14 protein-coding genes are annotated in these 15543 nt (G+C 59.6%); 8 read left to right on the top strand and 6 right to left on the bottom strand.

Translation table 11 applies throughout. The features are described from left to right. Nucleotides 1-57 precede the first annotated feature (57 nt). The 3 genes from AC19YY_RS24470 to AC19YY_RS24460 all read right to left on the bottom strand — a co-directional run bounded on the left by AC19YY_RS24470 (nucleotide 58) and on the right by AC19YY_RS24460 (nucleotide 5099). Nucleotides 58-342 (bottom strand): PA2433 domain-containing protein, encoded by a 285-nt coding sequence (locus AC19YY_RS24470; protein WP_500605007.1) that lies wholly within the window; start codon nucleotides 340-342, stop codon nucleotides 58-60. A gap of 101 nt (nucleotides 343-443) precedes the next feature. Then, complete coding sequence (locus AC19YY_RS24465) at nucleotides 444-3278, bottom strand: FAD-binding and (Fe-S)-binding domain-containing protein (RefSeq protein ID WP_500605006.1); 2835 nt, start codon at nucleotides 3276-3278, stop codon at nucleotides 444-446. 126 nt (nucleotides 3279-3404) lie between these two features. Next, the gene (locus tag AC19YY_RS24460; protein ID WP_169955093.1) at nucleotides 3405-5099 is read right to left on the bottom strand and encodes a lactate permease LctP family transporter; all 1695 of its coding nucleotides are present in this window, start codon (nucleotides 5097-5099) and stop codon (nucleotides 3405-3407) included. A gap of 260 nt (nucleotides 5100-5359) precedes the next feature. Here AC19YY_RS24460 and AC19YY_RS24455 point away from each other — a divergent pair, with 260 nt between their 5' ends. Beyond that, entirely contained in the window at nucleotides 5360-6127 is a 768-nt protein-coding gene (locus AC19YY_RS24455; protein ID WP_500605005.1) for an FCD domain-containing protein, read from the top strand. A 66-nt stretch (nucleotides 6128-6193) separates the two neighbouring features. Here AC19YY_RS24455 and smpB read toward each other — a convergent pair whose 3' ends face one another. Then, nucleotides 6194-6676, bottom strand: coding sequence for an SsrA-binding protein SmpB (smpB, locus tag AC19YY_RS24450; RefSeq protein ID WP_029299012.1), 483 nt, complete (start codon nucleotides 6674-6676; stop codon nucleotides 6194-6196). A gap of 168 nt (nucleotides 6677-6844) precedes the next feature. Between smpB and AC19YY_RS24445 the strand changes: the two genes are divergently transcribed. Both AC19YY_RS24445 and AC19YY_RS24440 read left to right on the top strand, forming a co-directional pair. After that, nucleotides 6845-7279 carry a type II toxin-antitoxin system RatA family toxin gene (locus AC19YY_RS24445; protein WP_032862891.1) on the top strand — a complete coding sequence of 145 codons (435 nt, stop codon included), beginning with the start codon at nucleotides 6845-6847 and terminating at the stop codon, nucleotides 7277-7279. Beyond that, on the top strand, nucleotides 7272-7586 hold the full coding sequence (locus AC19YY_RS24440; protein WP_172314658.1) for an RnfH family protein: 315 nt from the start codon (nucleotides 7272-7274) through the stop codon (nucleotides 7584-7586). Before AC19YY_RS24445 ends, AC19YY_RS24440 begins: the two co-directional genes overlap by 8 nt. A 61-nt stretch (nucleotides 7587-7647) precedes the next feature. Here AC19YY_RS24440 and AC19YY_RS24435 read toward each other — a convergent pair whose 3' ends face one another. Continuing rightward, nucleotides 7648-8175 carry an outer membrane protein assembly factor BamE gene (locus tag AC19YY_RS24435; protein ID WP_169955091.1) on the bottom strand — a complete coding sequence of 176 codons (528 nt, stop codon included), beginning with the start codon at nucleotides 8173-8175 and terminating at the stop codon, nucleotides 7648-7650. 98 nt (nucleotides 8176-8273) lie between these two features. Here AC19YY_RS24435 and fur point away from each other — a divergent pair, with 98 nt between their 5' ends. After that, the gene (gene fur / locus AC19YY_RS24430; RefSeq protein WP_038448157.1) at nucleotides 8274-8678 is read left to right on the top strand and encodes a ferric iron uptake transcriptional regulator; all 405 of its coding nucleotides are present in this window, start codon (nucleotides 8274-8276) and stop codon (nucleotides 8676-8678) included. 85 nt (nucleotides 8679-8763) lie between these two features. On the opposite strand, the gene recN is transcribed toward fur, so the two are convergent. Beyond that, the gene (gene recN, locus AC19YY_RS24425; RefSeq protein ID WP_500605004.1) at nucleotides 8764-10437 is read right to left on the bottom strand and encodes a DNA repair protein RecN; all 1674 of its coding nucleotides are present in this window, start codon (nucleotides 10435-10437) and stop codon (nucleotides 8764-8766) included. A 232-nt stretch (nucleotides 10438-10669) separates the two neighbouring features. Between recN and grpE the strand changes: the two genes are divergently transcribed. The 4 genes from grpE (at nucleotide 10670) to dapB (ending at nucleotide 15520) form a co-directional block, all read left to right on the top strand. Then, on the top strand, nucleotides 10670-11239 hold the full coding sequence (grpE, locus tag AC19YY_RS24420) for a nucleotide exchange factor GrpE (RefSeq protein WP_169955089.1): 570 nt from the start codon (nucleotides 10670-10672) through the stop codon (nucleotides 11237-11239). Between the two features lie 103 nt (nucleotides 11240-11342). Beyond that, entirely contained in the window at nucleotides 11343-13262 is a 1920-nt protein-coding gene (gene dnaK, locus AC19YY_RS24415; RefSeq protein ID WP_500605003.1) for a molecular chaperone DnaK, read from the top strand. Nucleotides 13263-13578: 316 nt separating this feature from the next. Then, nucleotides 13579-14703: a molecular chaperone DnaJ gene (dnaJ, locus tag AC19YY_RS24410; RefSeq protein WP_169955087.1), complete on the top strand. Its 1125-nt coding sequence runs from the start codon at nucleotides 13579-13581 to the stop codon at nucleotides 14701-14703. Nucleotides 14704-14713: 10 nt separating this feature from the next. After that, nucleotides 14714-15520 carry a 4-hydroxy-tetrahydrodipicolinate reductase gene (gene dapB / locus AC19YY_RS24405; RefSeq protein ID WP_169955086.1) on the top strand — a complete coding sequence of 269 codons (807 nt, stop codon included), beginning with the start codon at nucleotides 14714-14716 and terminating at the stop codon, nucleotides 15518-15520. The last annotated feature ends 23 nt before the right edge of the window (nucleotides 15521-15543 follow it).

Genomic DNA, 15543 nt, shown 5'->3' with positions numbered 1-15543 from the left:
TACGTCAAACGGTCACAGAAGGCCAACCCGAAAGGTTGGCCTTGAGCGGTTGGCGGGTTATGGGTTGCCGCCTTTATCCAGGTTCTGCAGGTCTTGCAGGGCCTTGGAGGTGATCTCGATACACTTCTTCTCATCACCGGCCGTGTGGGCAGCCTTGGCTTGGGAGACGGCAGTGTCGATCTCGCCGCTTTTGCCTGTGCTGTCAGTGGCGAGCAAGGCTTTGCTGTTGTTGATTTTATCCAGGTTGATCTGGCACAGATCTGCCTCGTTACTTGCGGCAAACCCGGGTGAGGCCAGCATCGCAGCGGTAACGAATACACCAGCCAGTACGGAACGCTTCATGGGTATCTCCTTGTGCAAAGAGGTCTCGATGCTGCGCGGTACGTGCGGGCAGCCGGCGAGGTCATGGGTCGGCCCCGGTTGCCCGGGGCTTAAGCAAGTGACTACGCCAGTGCGCAGGGGTTCGTTTTTATTGCGCGGGCCTGGGTCACCCGGTCGACCAGGTAGACCAGGCCGTGGTAATCGATCCCACCGTGCTGGGTCAGACCGATCTCACAGGTGCGGCTGGTGGAGATGCCTTCGCTGCAGTACTGCACGGCGTCCTTGAGGGAACGCAGGGAGTGGGCGTTGAGTTCCGGCGTAGTGAAGCCTTTATCGCCGGCGAACCCGCAGCAGTGGATGCCTTCGGGGATTACCACGTTGTTGCTGCAACGCCGGGCGAGGTCAATCAGGGCCTGGCTTTCGCCTAGGTGCTGGGTGCTGCAGGTGACATGCACGGCAATCGGCGCGTCCTGGGGTGTGAAGTCCAGGCGGTCCATCAGGTGGGTACGGATAAAACGGACCGGGTCGTAGAGGTCCAGGCGTGTTTGCCCCAGGTCCTGGACCAGGCGCAGGGTGCAGGGGCTGGTGTCGCAGTAGATCGGGTCGAGGCCGCCACGGCTGGCGTGGAGCAGGGCGCCGATCAGTTCCTGGCGCTTGTGCTCGGCCTGTTCGGCGTAGCCTTTGGAGGCAAAGGGCTGGCCGCAGCATAGGCTGTCGGGATTGTCCGGAATGACTACCTGGTAGCCGGCTTTTTCCAGCAGGCCGCGGGTTTTGTCGTACAGCGACATTTGCTCTTTGTCGCCGGCTGCCGGGCCCATTGCCCGCGATACACAGGCTGCGAGGTAGACCACGCGTGGGCGTTCATCGGTGACGGCAGGGCTGAAGCGGATGGCTTTTTCTGGCTGCGGCATAGCGCTGGTCCACTGCGGGATTTGTCCCTTGGACAGCTTGGTCACGGAGGCTGAGAGTTTCGCCAGGCGTGGCGCGCCCAGTAGCATGCGGGCGCCGTTGGCCACATGCAGGGTGAAGCGTGCACCTTGCAGCGCGGTGGAGAAATGGCTGGCCAGCCACTCGGCGGTTTTCGTACTGCCTGCTTCACGGCTGCGCAGTTTTTTCACTAGGTCGCCGGTATTGATGCCTACCGGGCAGCGCTGGGCGCACAAGCCGGTGGCGGCACACGTGTCGATGCCTTGATAGTGATACGCCGCTTCCAGTTCGGTGGTGTCGATGCCCGCGCGTTTGCGTGCCTGGATATCGCGCCAGATCACAATGCGCTGGCGCGGGCTCAGGGTCAGGCCCTTGGAGGGGCATACTGGCTCGCAGAAACCGCACTCGATGCACTTATCCACAATCTCGTCGGCGGCGGGCAGCGGCTTGAGGTTTTTGAGGTGGATTTGCGGGTCTTCGCTGAGCACCACGTCCGGGTTGAGAATGCCGTTGGGGTCGAGCAGGCGCTTGAGCTGCCACATCAATTGGTAGGCATCGCTGCCCCATTCCAGTTCGACGAAGGGCGCCATATTGCGCCCGGTTCCGTGCTCGGCTTTCAGCGAACCGCCGAACTCCACGGCCACCAGTTGCGCCACGTCATCCATGAACGCCTGGTAGCGTGTGACTTCTTCCGCGCTGTTGAAGCCTTGGGTGAACACAAAGTGCAGATTGCCCTCCAGGGCGTGTCCGAAAAGGATGGCTTCATCGTAGTGATGCTTGTCGAACAACTCGATCAAGCGATTCACGCCAATGGCCAGTTGCTCTACCGGGAAGGTCACGTCTTCGATGATCACCGTGGTGCCCGTCTTGCGTACGGCGCCGACGGCAGGGAAGGTGTCCTTGCGGATTGCCCACAGGCGTGCGTTTTCCAGCGGGTCTTCGGTGAAGTCGACTTGCTTCTCGACCGGGAAGTCGGCCAGCGAGGCCATGATCAGCGCCAGTTGCTCATGCAGCAATGTGGACGAGGCTGCACGGGATTCGATCAAGAGCGCGCAGGCACCTTCCGATAGCTGTTGTACGAAAGCGGGCATGCCGGGTTTGTCCTGCACCGAGCGCATGCTGCGTCGGTCCAGCAACTCGACCGCCGACACGGGCTGGGTTTTCAGCACGGTCACGGCGTTGCAGCAGGTTTCTACATCGGGGAACACGATCAGGGCCGATGCCTTGTTGGGGTGATCGATCACCGTGTCGTAGGTCACTGCGCTGATAAAGCCTAGGGTGCCTTCGGAGCCCACCAGCAAATGGCTGAGGATATCCAGCGGCTCGTCGAAATCCACCAGGGCATTGAGTGACAGGCCGGTGGTATTTTTCAGACGGTATTTATGGCGGATTTTCGCCGCCAATTCAGAATTGGCCCGGGTCTCGCGGCCCAGGGTGGCCAGGCGCTCAAGCAACTGGCTGTGTTGCTCGCGGAAGGCCGCGACGCTGGCGGCATCCTCGGTGTCGAGACGGCTGCCGTCGGCCAGCACCAGGCGAATCCCGGCCAGGGTGTGGTAGGTGTTCTGGGCAGTGCCGCAGCACATGCCGCTGGCATTGTTGGCGACAATTCCGCCGATCTTGCAGGCATTGATCGACGCCGGATCCGGGCCGATCTTACGCCCGAACGGCGCAAGCCAGGCGTTGGCCTGGGCCCCGATCACTCCCGGTTGCAGGCGGATTTGCGTACCTTGGCCCCGAATCTCGCGGCCGTTCCAGTTATCGCCGAGTACGATCAGCACCGAATCGCTGATGGCCTGGCCGGAGAGGCTGGTGCCGGCTGCACGAAAGGTCACTGGCACGCGGTCGCGTTGCGCCAGTTGCAGGAGTTCGACCACCTCATCTTCCGATTCGACGCGGATCACCAGCTGTGGGATCAGTCGGTAAAAACTGGCGTCGGTTCCGAAAGCCAGGGTGGAAAGAGGATCGTCGAAGCGCCGATCTTTCGGGATCAGTCGTGCGACAGCATCAAGGAACGCGATGGGCAGACTCATGGGTCCTCCAGGATCAGCAGCACCCAGTCTGGGGAGCCTGGGCGCCACGGTCCAGCAGACTGGGTTGTGAATAGCTGACGCCGCAAGGCGGCTGCGGCGTCGGTTCTTACGGTATTGCCTGTGGTCTTAATGCACCAGCATGCCGGTGAACCAGTACGCCTGGGCGTAAGTAATCAGGCCGACAATCGTGGCGAAAAACAGACTGTGCTTGAGGGTGAAGCGGAACAGGTCGGATTCCTTGCCCACAAGGCCGGTCGCGGCGCAGGCCACGGCGATCGATTGCGGGGAAATCATCTTGCCGGTCACGCCGCCACTGGTATTCGCCGCTACCAGCAGGGTGTCGTTGACGCCGATCTGGTGGGCGGTGGTGGCTTGCAGGGAGCTGAACAGGGCGTTGGACGAGGTATCGGAACCGGTGAGGAACACGCCCAGCCAGCCAAGGAACGGCGAGAAGAACGGGAATGCCGCACCGGTGCCGGCCAGTACCAGGGCCATGGTCGAAGACATGCCGGAGTAGTTGGTCACGAACGCGAATGCCAACACCATGCCGATGGACAGGATCGGCCAGCGCAGCTCGTAGAAGGTCTCTTTCAAAGTGGTCAGACCAGTTTTGAAATTGATCTTCAGCACCAGCATGGAGATCAGTGCGGAGAAGAAAATCGCCGTGCCGGTGGCGGAAATCGGATCCAGCTTGAACACCGCGGGGATGGCGGTCGGGTTGGTGACGATCGGCGCAACCTTGATCACCATCTGGTCCAGGTGCGGAATCGCAAAGTTGAACACCCAGCTGTACATCGAGCCGCCGGCGGCGAACATGGCCTTGAACGGCTTGAGGGTCCAGATGGTGACCAGCACGGTCAGGATCAGGAACGGCGACCAGGCCTTGAAAATTTCCATCAGGCTGTAGGGCGATGCCACGGAAGTGCGCGGCTGGCCGAAACCTCCGACGCTGCCGGTGATCGAAACGCTGGAGGTGGCGCCAGCAATCTGTGCGCCCGCAGTGCGCTTGGGCTGCCAGACTTTCAGGAACAGGGTCAGGGAAATCAGGCTGGCCAGGGCCGAGGTGATGTCCGGCAGTTCCGGGCCGATAAAGTTGGAGGTGAAGTACTGGGTAATGGCAAAGCTCAAGCCGGCCACCAGTGCCGCAGGCCAGGTTTCCTTGACGCCGCGCACACCGTCCATCATGAACACCAGCCAGAACGGTACGAACAGCGACAGCAGTGGCAGTTGGCGGCCGGTCATGGCGCCGATCTTGAAGGCGTCGATGCCGGTGACCTGGCCAGCCACGATGATCGGGATCCCCAGGGCGCCGAACGCCACTGGCGCGGTGTTGGCAATCAGGCACAGGCCGGCGGCGTACAGTGGGTTGAAGCCCAGTCCTACCAGCAGTGCGGCAGTAATCGCCACGGGTGCGCCGAAACCGGCGGCGCCTTCGAGGAATGCACCGAAGCAGAAGCCGATCAGCAGCACTTGTAGGCGCTGGTCATCGGTAATCGACAGCACGGAGCTGCGGATCACTTCGAACTGGCCGCTCTTTACCGTCAGTTTGTAGAGGAACACTGCGGCGACGATGATCCAGGCGATTGGCCACAGGCCGTAGGCAAAGCCGTAGCCGGCAGCGGCGAATGCCATGTCGACCGGCATCTGGAAGGCGAAGATCGCCACCAGGATCGACAGCGCCAAGGTGATGCTCCCGGCAACATGGCCTTTAAGGCGAAACACCGCCAGGGCCAGGAAGAAAAATACGATGGGAATAACGGCGGCCAGTGCGGACAGGCCAAGGCTGCCGAGTGGGCTGTAAAGCTGTTGCCAGGTTTGCATATGGGGTGGCCCCTAATTGTTGTTGGTCATGCATGCTTAGCTGATTTGGATAATTGGTAAGACCAATTTACAATCGCTGATGGCTAGGTTAAGAGCCTTCGGGGTGATGTGTCAATTTGCCGCCTGAGAAACTTTGGTCGCATGTCGGCGGGCGCGGGGTCTGATCGGTGTAATCAAAGGGGCTCTGATAGGTGCCGACAGCGCGGCAATAGGCCAGAATAGAGGGCCCGGCGAGTGGCCGGGATCGTGGAGAGTCAGTTATGGCGTTTGATCAGGTGCGTCAGCGCCGTTTGTCCGACGATATTGTCGAGCAGCTTGAGGGCATGATCCTTGAGGGCACGTTGAAGTCGGGCGAGCGATTGCCAGCCGAGCGCGCACTGGCTGAACAGTTTGGTGTGTCGCGCCCCTCGTTGCGCGAGGCGATCCAGAAGCTGGCGGCCAAGGGGTTGCTGGTCAGTCGCCAGGGCGGCGGCAACTATGTGGTGGAGACGCTGGGTTCAACCTTCAGCGACCCATTGCTGCATCTGCTGGAAAACAACCCCGAAGCCCAGCGTGATCTGCTGGAGTTTCGTCAGACGCTCGAGGCGTCTTGCGCCTATTACGCGGCGTTGCGCGCCACGGAAGTGGACCGTGAGCGGCTGACGGCAGCCTTTGATACCTTGCAGGATTGCTACACGCGTGACGATGAGGTGAGCCGTATTGAAGAGGGCGCGGCTGATGCCAGGTTTCACTTGGCTATCGCCGAAGCGAGCCACAATGCGGTATTGCTGCACACTATTCGCGGTTTGTTTGATCTGCTCAAGCGTAACGTGGTGACCAATATCGGTGGCATGTACCAGCAACGCAGCGAAACCCGCGACATGCTGATCAATCAGCATCGCGACTTGTACCTGGCGATTATCGAAGGGCGGGCGGAACAGGCGCGGGAAGTTTCAACACGTCACCTGCTGTACGTGCAGGAAGTGTTGGAGGAAGTGCGTCAGGAAGTCCAGCGCATGGCGCGGGCGGAGCGGCGCAAGGGGATGTGACCGGCAGTTGCGGCGCAGGGAGCAGGCTCCCTGGCCACACGGGCTCGCATCAAGGGCCGGGGAAGATCAGTCTTCCTTGCCCTTGTTGCGTACGGCGCGCTGCAATTCCCGATTGGAGTCGCGCTCGCGCTCGGTATCACGCTTGTCGTATTCCTTCTTGCCCTTGCCCAGTGCGATCTCGCACTTGACCAGGTGCTTGCTCCAGTACCACGACAGGCAGACGCAGGCGTAGCCCTTCTGTTGTACGGCAGCGGCGAGCTTTTCCAGTTCGCGCGCATTGAGCAGCAGCTTGCGCGTACGCACTGGGTCGGCAATGACGTGGGTGCTGGCGGTCATCAACGGCGTGATATGACTGCCGAGCAGCCAGGCCTCGCCATCCTTGAGCAGCACGTAACTGTCGACCAGCTGCAACTTGCTGGCGCGCAGACTTTTTACTTCCCAGCCGGCCAGGACCAGACCAGCCTCGAACCGATGTTCGATGAAGTAATCGTGTCGCGCCTTTTTGTTCTGCGCGATGGTCCCTGTTGGGTGTTTCTTTTGTTTAGCCATAGGGGCGGCATTATAGGGAGTTGCGAGCGTGTCGGCTACGGTCAACCTGCGTGCTTGAGCGTGTTGGACGAATCCCGGACAATACCGCCAGGTTTCTGGTTTTTTTCTCTCGCGAATCGGGCAGTCTTTTCGCGATGTTTGCCGCTCAGCTTCGGAAATAACGTTCCCATGACGACGCATATTCAACGCTCGGCCCTGCTGCCTTATCCGGCGCAAGCGCTCTATGACCTGGTCAACGACGTGGCGAGCTACCCGGATTTCCTGCCCTGGTGCTCCTCATCCACGGTATTGGAGAGCAGCGATGAGCATATGCGTGCGAGTCTGGAGGTGTCCAAGGGCGGGCTTGGTCAGAAGTTTGTGACGAGCAATGTCCTGGTGCCTGGTCGATCCATCGAGATGAATCTGGAAGAGGGGCCGTTCACTCAACTGCATGGTGTCTGGGTATTCAAGCCATTGGGGGAGAAGGCGTGCAAGATCAGCCTGGACCTGACGTTTGATTACGCAGGCTCCATTGTGCGGGCGACCTTGGGGCCGCTGTTCAATCAGGCGGCGAACACCCTGGTGGATGCGTTTTGCCAGCGGGCCAAGCAATTGCATGGCTGAGTCCATGATTGAGATTGAGGTGGTCTGCGCGGCAGTGGATCGCCAATTGTTGTTGAATCTGGCGGTTGCGCCGGGGACGAGCCTGCGGGCGGCGGTGCTGGCTTCAGGTATTGCGGCGCAGTTTCCTGAACTGGATGTTGCCAGTTGCCCCTTGGGAATTTTCGGCAAGGTTGTGGCGGATGCTGAAACGCGTAGCGTGCAGCTCGGCGATCGCATCGAGATTTATCGCCCTTTGCTGGCGGATCCCAAAGAGGTAAGGCGCTTGCGAGCGGCTAAAGCAGCCGAAGCTCGGCGGCAAAATCCATAACCTGCGAAACAGCAGGCAACAAAAAGCCCGGCATGCCGGGCTTTTTGTTGAGCGATGCAAATTATTGCGGGCCTGTATCCAGAGGCTCTGGCGTTGGCACCGGTACGGTTTCGACGCTGTCGATATCTTTCTGGATGGTATCCAGCAAGGAGCCAGGCTTGGCCGGCACCTCGGACTTGGGCTTTTCAGCATTCTGCGCTGGCGCAGTGACGCTGGTCCCGCTGTCCTTGCCCAGCAGGGCTTCATCGCGGCTTACGCCAGGCATGAAGTCACCGGAAAGGCTGACGAGTTGGTCATTGCCATTAAAGATGACACTGACGCGCTCCTGTTGGCGTTCCCCGCCTCCAGGCTGCAGGCTATAGAGATAATCCCAGCGATCGGCATGGAATGTGTCGGTCAGCAGGGGATTGCCCATGATAAACCGTACTTGCCGTCGGGTCATTCCCGGGCGTAACTGGTCTATCATGTCCTGCGTGACGACATTGCCCTGCTGGATGTCGATTTTGTAAACCCCGGGGAATGAACAACCGGCGAGTGCGAGCAGTCCCACAAGGGTGAAACTGGTTAGCAAGAGCTTGGTGTTTTGCATCGGTGGGCGACTTCCACTATCTTGGCTGGGACAACGTAAACGCCGATCATACCCGTATTAAGAGAAGCTGCGAAGCAGCATCCGCGAGAAAGCTAACCATGGTTGAAAATAGCGAACTACGCAAAGCCGGTCTTAAAGTGACTCTGCCACGAGTCAAGATTCTACAAATGCTCGATTCCGCCGAGCAGCGCCACATGAGTGCCGAGGATGTCTACAAGGCACTGATGGAGTCTAACGAGGACGTCGGCCTGGCCACGGTTTACCGTGTACTGACCCAGTTTGAAGCCGCAGGGCTGGTGGTTCGTCATAATTTCGACGGCGGTCATGCAGTGTTTGAACTGGCTGACGGTGGTCATCACGACCATATGGTTGACCTGGATACCAATGAGGTAATCGAGTTCACCAGTCCTGCAATCGAGAAGCTCCAGCATGAGATCGCTGAGCAGCACGGATTCGATTTGGTGGACCATAATCTGGTCCTGTACATACGTAAGAAAAAGTAAGAAAGCTACGCAGATTCGCTCTGCGAAACGATCGAAGGCGACCTTAGGGTCGCCTTCGTGCTTTCTAGCGAGGGGAAACTCGCGATCAGGCCTTCGCCGTCACCACCATTTTCTTCGCATGGGCCAGGGACTCCTTGGTCAGATCGATGCCGCCGAGCATGCGCGCGACTTCTTCCACGCGTTCGGTCTTGTTCAACTTGGACACCGCGGTGTGTGTGGCATCACTGCCCCGCACCTTATGCACAAACAGATGCTGATGCCCCTGGGCTGCCACCTGGGGCAAGTGGGTAACGGTCAATACCTGCCCGCGCTCACCGAGGCGACGCAGCAGTTGGCCGACAATTTCCGCGGTTGGCCCGCCGATCCCCACGTCCACTTCGTCGAAGACCAAGGTCGGTACGCGAGAGGTCTGGGCAGTGATGACTTGGATCGCCAGGCTGATCCGTGACAACTCGCCACCAGACGCCACCTTGGCCAGTGCCTTGAGGGGTTGGCCCGGGTTGGCGCTGACCAGCAGTTCGACTTGCTCAAGGCCGTTGGGCTGCAGTTCATTGCCGCTATTGGCGTGTAGCTCGATGGTGAAGCGCCCGCCGGGCATGCCCAAACGCTGGATTTCCTGTTCCACCGCGCAGGCCAGTGCAGTTGCGGCCTGGTGTCGCAGGTCGCTCAGCTCCCGCGCTTTTTCCTGGTAGTGGCGGGCGAAAGAGGCCAGTTCATCACCCAGGCGCTCAATGGATTCATCGTTGGCGTTCAGGGTTTCGATCTCATCCAGCAGTTTTTGCTGCATGGCTGCGACTTCTGTTGGTTGGATCCGGTGTTTGCGCGCCAAGGTATAAATAGTGTCGAGGCGTTCTTCGATCTCTTGCAGGCGAGCCGGGTCGGCATCGAAGTGGTCAAGGAAGCGGTTCAACTCGCCAACCGCCTCTTCTACCTGGATCTGCGCACTGGTCAGCAGTGTGGTGGCTTCATTTAGTGAGCCGGAGCCGCTGTTTACGCTCGACAGGCGGTTAAGGCTTGCCGTCAGTGCGTTCAGCACATTGCCGGAGTCACTTTCGCTGCATTGCTCGACAACCTGGCGGCAGATGCCCAGCAGGGTTTCGGCATTGGTCAGGTTCTTGTGTTCCTGCTCCAACTGTTCCAGTTCGGTTTCGCCCAGGCCCAGGCTTTCCAGCTCTTCCAGTTGATAGCTGAGGAGTTGGTGGCGGGCGCGTTGTTCGTCGCCGGAATTGGACAGGCGCTCCAGTTCCAGGCGGGTCTGGCGCCAGCGCTGCGCGGCCAACTGCACTTGGCGAGCCAGGTCGGTGGCGCCGGCGTACTCATCCAGCAGGCGGCGGTGGGTGTCGGTTTTCAGCAGGGATTGATGCTCGTGCTGGCTGTGGATGTCGATCAACAACTCGCCGAGGGCCTTCAGGTCGCCGAGGGGGCAGGGCGTGCCATTGATGTAGCCTCGGGAGCGGCCTTCGGCGGTGATCACGCGGCGCAGGATGCATGGGCCGTCGTTGTCCAGTTCACGTTCGGCGAGCCAGGCGCTGGCTTCCGGGATATCTGCCAGGTCAAAGGTCGCCAGGATATCGGCCTTGTCTGCACCCGGGCGAACCACGCCACTGTCGGCGCGATCGCCCAGGGTCAGGCCCAGGGCGTCGAGCATGATCGACTTGCCGGCGCCGGTTTCGCCTGTGATTACGCTCATCCCGCGATCCAGTTCAAGATCCAGATGCTCAACGATGGCGTAGTTATGTACGGACAGGTGAACCAGCATAATGGCTGCTCCCAGGCTTTAGGTCTGGTTATTTATACAGTGTTTTGCTTGGCGCTGACAATCCTGCGGCTTAGCTCAATTTGCTTGGATGGCGATGTTTTTTAGCGCGATGTGGAATGTGCGGGAAAGTGTCGGTCAGGACATGTCGGCCCTTGAACCTGGAAATTGTGGCCCCATATACCGGAACAGAAGCGCGAGTTGAGTTCGCGCAGGATTTTGAAAGGAGAAAACTATGGCTGACGAACAGACGCTGGATACGCAAAACCCAGACGCCAACCAGGCCTCGCAGGCAGCGGGTGAAGACCTGGTGGCTCGTGTGCAGGTGCTCGAAGAGCAGCTGGCAGGCGCTCAGGATCAGGCTTTGCGTGTTGCTGCCGATCTGCAGAACGTCCGCCGCCGCGCCGAGCAGGATGTAGAGAAAGCCCACAAGTTCGCGTTGGAAAAGTTTGCCGGTGATCTGTTGCCGATCATCGACAGCCTGGAGCGCGGCCTGGAGCTGTCCAGCCCGGACGACGAAAACATCCGAGCCATGCGCGAAGGGATCGAACTGACCCTGAAAATGTTCCAGGACACCCTGAAGCGTTATCAGTTGGAAGCCATCGATCCACAAGGCGGCGAGCCGTTCAACGCGGAGCATCACCAGGCCATGGCCATGCAGGAAAATGCTGACCTTGAGCCCAATAGCGTGTTGAAGGTGTTCCAGAAGGGCTACCAGCTCAACGGTCGCCTGTTGCGCCCGGCGATGGTGGTGGTGAGCAAGGCTCCCGCACCGGTTTCGCCATCGATTGACGAGCAGGCTTGAAATCGTTCGTAACGACCCCATTTATAAGTCAAGCGTTTAAGTGCTACCGCAGTTAGCCACCACTGCTGCGGCAACCAAATCCAAAGTTTCGGGAGAGTGAATCATGGGCAAAATTATCGGTATCGACCTGGGGACTACCAACTCCTGCGTCTCCGTGCTGGAAAACGGCGTATCCAAGGTTATTGAGAACGCAGAAGGCGCGCGTACCACTCCGTCCATCGTGGCTTATGCCAACGACGGCGAGATCCTGGTAGGCCAGTCCGCCAAGCGTCAGGCTGTGACCAATCCGCATAACACCCTGTACGCGGTGAAGCGTTTGATCGGTCGTAAGTTCGACGAAGAAGTCGTACAGAAAGACATCAAGATGGTGCCGTACAAAATCGCCAAGGCCGACAACGGTGACGCCTGGGTTGAAGTGAACGGCCAGAAAATGTCGCCACCGCAAATCTCGGCTGAAATCTTGAAAAAGATGAAGAAGACTGCCGAAGACTACCTGGGTGAAGCAGTGACTGAGGCGGTGATCACCGTTCCGGCCTATTTCAACGACAGCCAGCGCCAGGCGACCAAAGACGCCGGCCGCATCGCGGGCCTGGACGTAAAACGTATCATCAACGAACCTACCGCGGCCGCTCTGGCCTACGGCATGGACAAGGCCAAGGGCGACCACACTGTGATCGTTTATGACCTGGGTGGCGGTACTTTCGACGTTTCCGTGATCGAAATCGCTGAAGTTGATGGCGAGCACCAGTTCGAAGTGTTGGCGACCAACGGTGACACGTTCCTGGGCGGTGAAGACTTTGACATTCGTCTGATCGACTACCTCGTTGACGAATTCAAGAAAGAAAGCGGCATGAACCTCAAGGGTGACCCGCTGGCGATGCAGCGTCTGAAAGAAGCCGCTGAAAAAGCCAAGATCGAACTGTCTTCGAGCAATTCGACCGACGTGAACCTGCCGTACATTACTGCAGACGCCACCGGTCCTAAGCACCTGAACGTGAAGATTTCGCGCGCCAAGCTCGAATCGCTGGTTGAAGACCTGGTTCAACGCACCATCGAGCCTTGCCGCATCGCCCTGAAAGATTCGGGTATCGATGTAGGCTCGATCAACGACGTGATCCTGGTCGGTGGTCAGACCCGTATGCCGCTGGTGCAGCAGAAGGTCACCGAGTTCTTCGGTAAAGAAGCGCGTAAAGACGTCAACCCGGACGAAGCAGTTGCCATGGGTGCTGCCATCCAAGGTGCGGTGCTGGCCGGTGACGTGAAGGACGTGCTGCTGCTGGACGTCAGCCCGCTGACCCTGGGTATCGAAACCATGGGTGGCGTGATGACCGCGCTGATCGAGAAAAACACCACGATTCCTACCAAGAAATCGCAAGTGTTCTCGACTGCCGATGACAACCAGGGCGCCGTGACCATTCACGTGCTGCAAGGTGAGCGTAAGCAGGCCGCGCAGAACAAGTCCCTGGGCAAGTTCGACCTGGCAGAGATTCCACCAGCTCCACGTGGCGTGCCACAGATTGAAGTGACCTTCGACATCGACGCCAACGGCATTCTGCACGTAGGCGCCAAGGACAAGGCTACTGGCAAGACTCAGTCGATCGTGATCAAGGCCAACTCCGGCCTGTCCGAGGAAGAAATTCAGCAGATGATCAACGATGCTGAAAAGAACGCCGAGGAAGATCGCAAGTTCGAAGAGCTGGCCGCTGCCCGTAACCAGGGTGATGCGCTGGTTCACTCGACTCGCAAAATGATCGCTGATGCTGGCGAAAAAGTGACTGCTGAAGAGAAGACCGCAATCGAAGCCGCCGTGGTTGCCCTGGAAGCCGCTGTTAAAGGCGACGACAAGGCCACCATCGAAGCCAAGGTTGAGGAGCTGTCGAAAGTCTCCGCGCCGGTCGCTCAGAAAATGTACGCCGAGCAGGACCCGCAAGGTGACGCTGCGGCGCAACAGGCAGAGCCTGAAGCCAAGCACGACGACATTGTCGATGCTGACTTCGAAGAAGTTGACGACCAGAAGAAGTAACTTGGTCGCCCGGTTGACCGCTATCAAGCGGTGACTGGTAGGATGTCGCCGCGCGGGAGCTTGCTCCCGCGTTGGCGTGTCTGGGGTACGGGAATTTTTACAGCATGCGACAAGGTTCGGATGCTGGCGGTGTGATCGGGAATGCTCCTGCTTTGCGATCAACAGTCACCGCGTTTTTAGCTGGGTCTCGGCTGAGAGCAGTAAAGACCAGGATCGTTGAATTTGACGTGAGTTGGGTCCGGGCCTGTATTGGGGCTCAACGAGTTTGGCAGGCTCAGGAGGGTTTTGCCGAACGTCCTTAAGAGTGCAAAGACTTATGGCAAAGCGTGACTATTACGAAGTGTTGGGTGTGGAGCGCGGCTCCAGCGAGGCGGACCTGAAGAAGGCCTATCGTCGCCTGGCGATGAAGCATCACCCGGACCGTAATCCGGATAGCAAAGAATCCGAAGAAATGTTCAAAGAGGCCAATGAGGCCTACGAATGCCTGTGTGATCCGAACAAGCGTGCCGCCTACGACCAGTACGGCCATGCCGGTGTCGATCCAAGCATGGGTGGCGGCGGTGCCGGTTTTGGCGGGCAGAACTTCTCCGACATCTTCGGAGATGTTTTCAGCGACTTCTTTGGTGGCGGTCGCGGCGGTCAGCGCGGCGGTGCCCAGCGCGGCAGCGACTTGCGCTACACCCTGGAGCTGAACCTGGAAGAAGCCGTGCGCGGCACCAGCGTCAACATCCGTGTACCGACGCTGGTCAACTGCAAGCCGTGCGATGGTTCGGGCGCCAAGAAGGGCTCTTCGCCGATCACTTGCCCAACCTGTGGTGGTATTGGTCAGGTGCGCATGCAGCAGGGCTTCTTCTCTGTGCAGCAAACCTGCCCGCGCTGCCATGGTCAGGGCAAAATCATTTCCGATCCGTGCGATTCCTGCCACGGCGAAGGGCGTGTCGAAGAGTACAAGACCCTGTCGGTGAAAGTGCCTGCGGGTGTTGATACCGGTGACCGCATCCGCTTGTCCGGTGAAGGCGAGGCGGGTACACAGGGTGGTCCGACGGGCGACCTGTATGTGGTGATCAATGTGCGCGAGCACGCGATCTTCCAGCGTGACGGCAAGCACCTGTTCTGCGAAGTGCCGATCAGCTTTGTCGATGCGGCCCTGGGTGGCGAGCTGGAGATTCCGACCCTCGAAGGGCGGGTCAAGCTGAAGATCCCCGAGGGGACACAGACCGGCAAGCAGTTCCGGATCCGTGGCAAGGGTGTGGCGCCGGTGCGCGGCGGTGGTGCGGGCGACTTGATGTGCCGTGTGGCCGTCGAAACCCCGGTCAACCTGGATCGTCGCCAGCGTGAGTTGCTCGAAGAGCTGCGCGGCTCGCTGGCCGGTGATGGCTCCCATTCGCCCAAGACTGCTGGCTGGTTCGAAGGCGTGAAGCGCTTCTTCGGCGACCTGTAAGGACGTGGATATGCGACGTATAGCAGTGATGGGCGCCGCCGGGCGCATGGGCAAGAACCTGGTGGAGGCGGTGCAGCAGCGCTCGCCTCTGTCGGGGCTGACTGCGGCAATCGTACGCCCCGGCAGTACGCTGATTGGCGCCGATGCTGGCGAGTTGGCTGCGCTGGGGCGGATCGGTGTGGCGCTGTCCGGCAGCCTGGAGCAAGTGGCTGATGAATTCGATGTGTTGATCGATTTCACCCTGCCCGAAGTGATGCTGAAAAACCTGGCGTTCTGCCGCAAGGCGGGCAAGGCCATGGTCATTGGCACCACCGGCCTGAATGCCGAGCAGAAGCAGTTGCTCGTCGCGGCGGGCAAGGATATTCCTATCGTGTTTGCCGCCAACTTCAGTGTAGGCGTCAACTTGTCGCTGAAGTTGCTCGACATGGCTGCACGGGTGCTGGGTGATGATGCGGATATCGAGATCATCGAGGCCCATCACCGGCACAAGGTCGATGCGCCATCGGGGACCGCCATGCGCATGGGTGAAGTGATTGCTGATGCGTTGGGGCGCGATCTGTCGAAAGTCGCGGTGTATGGTCGCGAGGGGCATACCGGTGTTCGCGAGCGCGAGACCATTGGCTTTGCCACTGTGCGCGGCGGTGACGTGGTCGGTGATCACACGGTGCTGTTTGCTGCCGAAGGTGAGCGCCTGGAAATCACCCACAAGGCCTCCAGCCGCATGACTTTCGCCAAGGGCGCAGTGCGTGCGGCATTGTGGCTGGAGGGGCGCGAAGCGGGCCTCTATGACATGCAAGATGTGCTGGATCTGCGTTAATCAGTAGCAAAAACGGGCCCCGG

This window comes from Pseudomonas sp. MF09156 (genome assembly GCF_059862305.1).
This window is presented reverse-complemented; position numbering and strand designations above follow the sequence as displayed.

What these genes read in the sequence shown, in the direction of transcription:
- grpE (WP_169955089.1), top strand. Translation starts at nt 10,670, where the DNA reads ATGGCTGACGAACAGACGCTGGATACGCAAAACCCAGACGCCAACCAG.
- AC19YY_RS24435 (WP_169955091.1), bottom strand. Translation starts at nt 8,175, where the DNA reads ATGCAAAACACCAAGCTCTTGCTAACCAGTTTCACCCTTGTGGGACTG.
- smpB (WP_029299012.1), bottom strand. Translation starts at nt 6,676, where the DNA reads ATGGCTAAACAAAAGAAACACCCAACAGGGACCATCGCGCAGAACAAA.
- fur (WP_038448157.1), top strand. Translation starts at nt 8,274, where the DNA reads ATGGTTGAAAATAGCGAACTACGCAAAGCCGGTCTTAAAGTGACTCTG.
- AC19YY_RS24440 (WP_172314658.1), top strand. Translation starts at nt 7,272, where the DNA reads ATGGCTGAGTCCATGATTGAGATTGAGGTGGTCTGCGCGGCAGTGGAT.
- dnaK (WP_500605003.1), top strand. Translation starts at nt 11,343, where the DNA reads ATGGGCAAAATTATCGGTATCGACCTGGGGACTACCAACTCCTGCGTC.
- AC19YY_RS24455 (WP_500605005.1), top strand. Translation starts at nt 5,360, where the DNA reads ATGGCGTTTGATCAGGTGCGTCAGCGCCGTTTGTCCGACGATATTGTC.
- AC19YY_RS24460 (WP_169955093.1), bottom strand. Translation starts at nt 5,099, where the DNA reads ATGCAAACCTGGCAACAGCTTTACAGCCCACTCGGCAGCCTTGGCCTG.
- AC19YY_RS24465 (WP_500605006.1), bottom strand. Translation starts at nt 3,278, where the DNA reads ATGAGTCTGCCCATCGCGTTCCTTGATGCTGTCGCACGACTGATCCCG.
- AC19YY_RS24470 (WP_500605007.1), bottom strand. Translation starts at nt 342, where the DNA reads ATGAAGCGTTCCGTACTGGCTGGTGTATTCGTTACCGCTGCGATGCTG.
- dnaJ (WP_169955087.1), top strand. Translation starts at nt 13,579, where the DNA reads ATGGCAAAGCGTGACTATTACGAAGTGTTGGGTGTGGAGCGCGGCTCC.
- dapB (WP_169955086.1), top strand. Translation starts at nt 14,714, where the DNA reads ATGCGACGTATAGCAGTGATGGGCGCCGCCGGGCGCATGGGCAAGAAC.
- recN (WP_500605004.1), bottom strand. Translation starts at nt 10,437, where the DNA reads ATGCTGGTTCACCTGTCCGTACATAACTACGCCATCGTTGAGCATCTG.
- AC19YY_RS24445 (WP_032862891.1), top strand. Translation starts at nt 6,845, where the DNA reads ATGACGACGCATATTCAACGCTCGGCCCTGCTGCCTTATCCGGCGCAA.